The 6470-nt window shown below is 38.4% G+C and carries 5 protein-coding genes, 1 tRNA gene and 3 pseudogenes; 2 read left to right on the forward strand and 7 right to left on the reverse strand.

The features are described 5' to 3' along the window. The 3 genes and pseudogenes from AFK68_RS39010 to AFK68_RS15785 all read right to left on the reverse strand — a co-directional run. Positions 1–212: pseudogene (locus tag AFK68_RS39010) on the reverse strand (hypothetical protein); the annotation flags it as partial. A 248-nt stretch (positions 213–460) separates the two neighbouring features. After that, positions 461–790, reverse strand: a complete 330-nt coding sequence (locus tag AFK68_RS15780) for a XisI protein (RefSeq protein WP_094673613.1) — start codon at positions 788–790, stop codon at positions 461–463. A gap of 272 nt (positions 791–1062) precedes the next feature. Beyond that, positions 1063–1233: an element excision factor XisH family protein gene (locus AFK68_RS15785; protein ID WP_094673614.1), complete on the reverse strand. Its 171-nt coding sequence runs from the start codon at positions 1231–1233 to the stop codon at positions 1063–1065. A gap of 312 nt (positions 1234–1545) precedes the next feature. On the opposite strand from AFK68_RS15785, the gene AFK68_RS45365 reads away from it, so the two are divergent. Further along, positions 1546–1737, forward strand: coding sequence for a hypothetical protein (locus AFK68_RS45365; protein WP_371357409.1), 192 nt, complete (start codon positions 1546–1548; stop codon positions 1735–1737). 19 nt (positions 1738–1756) lie between these two features. Continuing rightward, positions 1757–1957 (forward strand): hypothetical protein, encoded by a 201-nt coding sequence (locus AFK68_RS45370; RefSeq protein WP_371357410.1) that lies wholly within the window; start codon positions 1757–1759, stop codon positions 1955–1957. A gap of 278 nt (positions 1958–2235) precedes the next feature. On the opposite strand, the gene AFK68_RS15800 is transcribed toward AFK68_RS45370, so the two are convergent. The 4 genes and pseudogenes from AFK68_RS15800 to AFK68_RS15815 form a co-directional block, all read right to left on the reverse strand. Continuing rightward, a tRNA-Gly gene (locus AFK68_RS15800) sits at positions 2236–2306 on the reverse strand. Positions 2307–2382: 76 nt separating this feature from the next. After that, positions 2383–3046 (reverse strand): adenylate/guanylate cyclase domain-containing protein (locus AFK68_RS15805; RefSeq protein ID WP_143437922.1); only part of this gene is annotated, 664 nt, incomplete at its 5' end. A gap of 1 nt (position 3047) precedes the next feature. Beyond that, positions 3048–4105, reverse strand: a pseudogene (locus AFK68_RS15810) (response regulator); the annotation flags it as partial. Position 4106: 1 nt separating this feature from the next. Next, positions 4107–6244 (reverse strand): annotated as a pseudogene (locus AFK68_RS15815) (GAF domain-containing protein); the annotation flags it as partial. Positions 6245–6470 lie beyond the last annotated feature (226 nt).

Raw genomic sequence — 6470 nt, forward strand, 5'->3', positions numbered from 1 at the left:
ATAATTGATAATTGATAATTGATAATTGATAATTGATAATTGATAATTGATAATTGATAATTGATAATTGATAATTGATAATTACCTCTTGTTAAAAACGTTCTTGATTGGATATAACGAAATACCCGCCCCCAAGAAACAGAGTAAAAGTGTGTCAAGAGGAAGTTAAGTAGGCTAGAGATTGCCACGGGGGGCGTATCGGGAGTAACCAAAACCCTTGCTTTTCCCACCCCCCTCGCAATGACAACCTCTCTATCATTGCGAGACGGTGAGTAAAACAGTTAAGCTTCTGGGAAAGCAATTAACTTAGTCGAAGCAATCTCTTTAGCTTAACTGTTAGACTAGAGATTGCCACGGGGGAGCGTATGGGGAGTAACCAAAACTCTTGCTTTCCCCACCCCCCTCGCAATGACAGTAAATTAATTTTCGGAGGCGATCGCCTTTTCTTCAGAGGATAAAATTAAGTAGCTATTTCCAAATAATTTTGATGTTGAGGATGTATAAAATTCAAACTAATATTCTCCTGAGAAATTCCCATTTCTACCAACTTTTCTACTATTGATTCTTCCGTATCATTACATTGAATAATAATACTATCCCCAACAATATCAATATGCACAGCACATTGATGAATACGCTTATATTTGTACCATCCCACCCACAAAACCAGATAACGCATTCTTTCATCATCAAAAATTAACTCAATTTGCGAATCTTCATCCTTGAGATATTCATATTCACAGAGAATTTTTTTCACACATTGCCTGTAAAAATCTATTGTATTATTCATTGTAAATCTGACTCCGATTCTTGAGTAGGGGAGTAGGGGAGTAGGGGAGAGATAAACATAAGAATAATTATCGAAAAAGTTTTTATCTCTGTGTTAATTACTTAATAATTGAAGTATCATCTAAGTACAACATTACTTTTGGTAATTGGTATAAAGTTTTCTATCTGATTCAACAGGAGGTACTGATAACTGATAACTGATAACTGATAACTGAAATTACCAATAGCTTTTTCCAGTTCTGTTACTTGGGAATCTGTAATAAAACTCTTGACTTATACGGCTATTTTATCACAATTTTTTTCAGCAGCAATAATTCTTTCAGCACCTAAATCAATAGAAAGTTTAGGATCGGATTTAAGAACATAAGGATCGTGAGAAATCTTCCACCCTTCTCCGATTAAAGCAGATTTAACCAGATAATGATAGGTATCTTTTCGAGACATATTGAGTTATTTTAATTTTGCCTATAAACTATAATATAATATACCCAAACTACTATCATAAAAAAACAAATGAAAGCCATTGAAACAACAGGAACTCTGGATTAAAAAGGGCAATTATTTCTAGACCAACCCATTGAAAATTCAACCCCAGTAAAAGTGCGAGTTATCCTACTTTTCCCGAAGTAACAGAAGAAAATGAAGCCGATCCAGACGATACTCCCGTCGCAGAAATAAAAGCTAGTCTCAGAAGAGCATTGCAAGAAGCAAAATCTGGACAACGCATTCCCCTTTCTGAAATGTGGGAGGGAATAGATGTCGAATAATACTCCTATAGTTGAGATTGACTTAACACCAGAATATAAAAGAAATTTGCGTAAACTCTCCAAAAAATATCGTCGTATCCGGTTAGATACTCAACCAGTTATTGAAGAAATACAAAGAGGTAATTTTCTGGGCGTAGGGCAACAGCCCGTGGCGCAGCCATCGCCTCACCGGAATAGGTGAAGAATTTTTCATCTTAAAAGTGAGAGTCAAAAATAGTAATATTCAAAAAGGAAAAAGTGTTGGTTATCGACTTATCTATCAAGTTGAGTCAGAAACTAGCGTACTTCTATTAACAATTTACTCTAAAACGGAGCGAGAAGATATTAGTCCTAATGAAATTCGTAGTATCTTAGCTGAGTTTTATGCTTCAGAGGAGTCGCTTCCCGAAGAGGATGGATAAATGAACTTGAATTTGATAGTTTCTTATAGCAGTTTTCATGCTTGATAGACCACAGTCAATCTGCACCGGGGGGCATGATGGAATATTTGTTGATGTCGCAAGTTGAGGAGCTAGAACTTTTAATACTAGCCTTGGACTCCTGTACGGGGTAATGGCCATTCGCCCCTACGACTCCTGACTCCTACAGCAGTTTTGTGGTTTACTCAACTGAAAAGCGCTGTAAGTTTGAAGCTTTTGAGGAAAGAAGAGTATCAGCTCCATCCACATATTTAGGTAAAAGCGGGTAGGGGGAATCGAACCCCCATCATTAGCTTGGAAGGCTAAGGTTTTACCACTAAACTATACCCGCATCCATTTATCTAATATAGCACAGTTTCTCAAAATTGCAACTAAATCAGAAAAAAAATATTTTGGCCTTATCAAGGTTAACTTATGGGACTTCGACTTACCACAAAGCCCAGAACATCTTCATCTATGCCTTTTAGCTTTAAAGCTCCGTAGTTCCTCACCATCCGACTATCCAGATACTGGGCCACTGTTGCGGATACCAAAATTGTATTTGGCTCTGCTGCCTCCTGTAAACGGGCTGCAATATTTACTGATGGACCAATAGCTGTATAATCAGACCGCTCTGCACCACCAAACATCCCCACTACAGCATTTCCCTGATGAATTCCACAACGAAACTTCACTGGAGGTACCCCATTGTCTCCAATTAACCCCAGACTTTGCCAGCGCTCATTCAACTTATCCAAAGCTTTCAACATTGCCTGAGCTGAAGCTACTGCCCTTCGTACTTGCTCCTGTGCAGTCAACTCTTCAGGTGAGCCATAAATTGCCATCACAGCATCCCCCACAAATTTATCCACAGTACCACCATTAGCAAAAATAGCTCTTGTCATTTCTGCCAAATATTCATTTAATAATTCTGCGATACGAGACGACTGCAAAATATTTGACATCCGAGTAAAACCCACAATATCACTAAATAAAACTGTAACTAACCTTGGTTCTGGTGTCAAATCTAAAGCTAATTCTCCTTGTGCTGCTCGTTGCACCATTTCCGGTGGTAAAAACCGCCTTAAAACTNAAAAATAGCTCTTGTCATTTCTGCCAAATATTCATTTAATAATTCTGCGATACGAGACGACTGCAAAATATTTGACATCCGAGTAAAACCCACAATATCACTAAATAAAACTGTAACTAACCTTGGTTCTGGTGTCAAATCTAAAGCTAATTCTCCTTGTGCTGCTCGTTGCACCATTTCCGGTGGTAAAAACCGCCTTAAAACTGATTCGGTTAAGTAAGAATTCAACTTTTGTACCTGTCGCTCATTCTCTTTCAAAACCAACAAATTTCTTACTTCTGCTAACAATTCTCTATCATTAAACGGTTTTGATAAATAAGCATCTGCCCCTCTTTCCACACCTTCAATTCTAGTATCTTCATCTGCTTTAGCAGTTAACAAAATAATTGGCGTACCACGCAATTGTTGTTCTTCTCTAATCATTTTAATTAAATCCAAACCAGACACAACTGGCATCATTAAATCCGTTATGATTACATGAGGATGATGAATTTTTGCAACTTCAAATCCTTCAGCTCCATCCCTAGCTAACACCACATTCAAATTAGATTTTCGCAGAATTCTTGACACATAGCTTCTCAAATCTGGATTATCATCTACCACCAAAATAGTCCCTACTCCCATATCACCAGAATTAACTGTACTAATATTTTCTTGTTGGTCTACAGCTTGTAACTCCTCCGCTTCTTCTAACTCTGCTTCCACATCCGCCAACTCAACAGCTAACTTAGTAGCATCAAATTCCGCAGGTATTTCTGATACTTGTGACACAGGTAAATGGGTACTTCCTGTTGGCAGCGAAACCTGAAAAGTAGTACCTGTACCATAAACTGATTCTACAGTTATTTGACCACCATGAAGTTCTATTAATTCTTTGACTAAAGCTAAACCTAAACCGCTGCCTTCATAAGAACGATTTGCTGAACCTTCTGCTTGCCGAAATCGTTCAAATAAAAAGGGAATTTGTTCTTGACGAATACCAATACCAGTATCTTCTACCTTTAATAAACAACCTTTTCCAGCAGACTCAATTGAAATCGTAATACTACCTCCAGCAGNTTTGCTGAACCTTCTGCTTGCCGAAATCGTTCAAATAAAAAGGGAATTTGTTCTTGACGAATACCAATACCAGTATCTTCTACCTTTAATAAACAACCTTTTCCAGCAGACTCAATTGAAATCGTAATACTACCTCCAGCAGGAGTAAATTTCATAGCATTTGAGAGCAAATTGTAGATAACTTTATCAAATTTTTCTATATCTAAATATACTCGTTGAGAATCATCACAAAAGTTTGTAACTAGGTTTATTTCTTTTTTCTGGCAGTAGGGAGCAAATGATTCGACAATATTACCACATAGATCGACAAGACTACAAGGGCGAAAACAAGGCTGCATTCTTCCTGCATCAAGTCTTTGCAAATCTAGTAATTGATTAACTAATCTCAAGAGACGACGGGAATTACGCAAAGCGATCGTAGCAGGTTCTAGAGGTAAATCTTGTTTGTAGTTCACTGCCTCCTCTAATAATCCGATCATTAGAGTCAGAGGAGTACGAAACTCATGGGATATATTCTGGAAAAATTCTGTTTTGAGGCGGTCTGCTTCAATCAGTCTTTCTGCTTGTTCTCTGGTGGTTTGATAAAGACGGGATTGTTGAACAGCGATCGCCGCTTGGGAAGCTACTGCCTCAGCTAGTTCAATTTCTGAAGTTTCCCATTGGCGTTCAAAAGAATTGTGGCGTAGAGAAATACTGCCAATAATTTCACCATCAACAGTAAGGGGTACAACCATCAAAGCACGAGCATTAAAGCGTAAGGGAAGTTCATCTTCATTAAATTCTCGATATTTATTTAGATCGCTCAGTGCCACCGTTTTTTTAGTTTTTAGCAATTCTATTAAAACAGGATTACTGCTAATGGGAACAACTGACTGAGGTGAGTTCATTGGACTCAATAAGTTGTCATCATTAGAAATTTCTGCCCCAACTACAGATTCATCTGGTAGAGGTTCAGCTTCAGTAGCACTAACTGATGATTGAGCTTGAGCATCATATAACCCGACACAGTGAACATATTCATCAGTTTCTGTCCACAACGAGAGAACGCAACCATCTACTTGCAATGCTTGTCCTAACTGCTGAGTGATGGCAGCAAAAATATCTTTAGGGTTGAGACTAGAGCGAATAACAGTGGTGATAGTATTGACCAGACTTTCTCGTTGGGCAAGACTTCTCAGTTGTTCATAAGCACGAGCTTGAGATAGAGCTAGAGCAGCTTGATCGGCAACTGTAATTAAGAGTTGAACTTCATGATCTTGCCAGTGGCGGTATTCCCCACACTGGTGCAGTGCTAAAACTGCAATTAAGTCTAATCGGGAAAATAGAGGCACAATCAGACTAGAACAGATATCTGCTGCTAGGTAAGCTTGTCGGCGTTGTTGAAGTTCTACAGTCTCTCCCTTGAGCCTTTCATGATTTTGGATATCTGAAATGATTTCTACAGTATCTGTTTCCCAGATAATATGAGGCCAAATTTCTTCTGGTATTTTAGGGGGATAATTGTTGGTTGATTTTTCAGAGTTATGTTCTTGATTCTGATACACAACAAACCATTCGTCTTCTCCATGACTATCTTGAAAAGGACAACAGATCGCCAAACTCACTTCAAACATTTGACCAATACTTTCTACTATCCTTTGCAGCATCTGCCGATAATTTGGCGCAGAGCGAATAGTATTGGTAACTGCGTATAGGAGAGATTCTTGCTGAAGGGCACGACGTAGTTCGTCAGTGTGGGATTTGAGGACATTGTGGGTATCAACTCCCTGCTTGACTAATGCTTTGAGTTCCTCAGCATTCCAAGGTTTGGTCAGATATTTAAAGACTTTACCAGAGTTGATGGCTTCTACTAAGTCTTCTACATCTGTATAGCCAGTTAAAATAATCCTAATAGTATCAGGATATTTGTCAGCAGTAAGACTTAAGAATTCTGTCCCACTCATTTTGGGCATTCGCTGGTCTGAAATAATTACAGCGACTACCCCAGATTTTTCCAGAATTTCCAGTGCTTCTGGCCCACTTTCGGCTCGCAGCACCTTGTAGTCTCGGAAAAAGGTGCGGTAAAGAAGGTCTAAATTATCTGGTTCGTCATCGACAACCAAAATTTTCGGTTTAGCTTTTCTTTGTCTCAAACTCATGCACCGCTCTCCGTGCTTTCAGGGCAGTTATGATGAATTGTGCTGATTCGGGCATAGATTATAGATTATAGATATAACTCTATTCTACTTGAATACCGATTTATAGATGGCCTTTTATACTTATTTAATCAACTAACGAAGCTATTTCGTCACTTTGGTATTTGCCCAAGTGAAAAAGGCTACTTTATGGTAATGGTTGTTATTAAAACTTGAGTCTATTAAGTTC

Source organism: Hydrocoleum sp. CS-953 (assembly GCF_002260545.1).
Classification (GTDB): domain Bacteria; phylum Cyanobacteriota; class Cyanobacteriia; order Cyanobacteriales; family Microcoleaceae; genus Trichodesmium.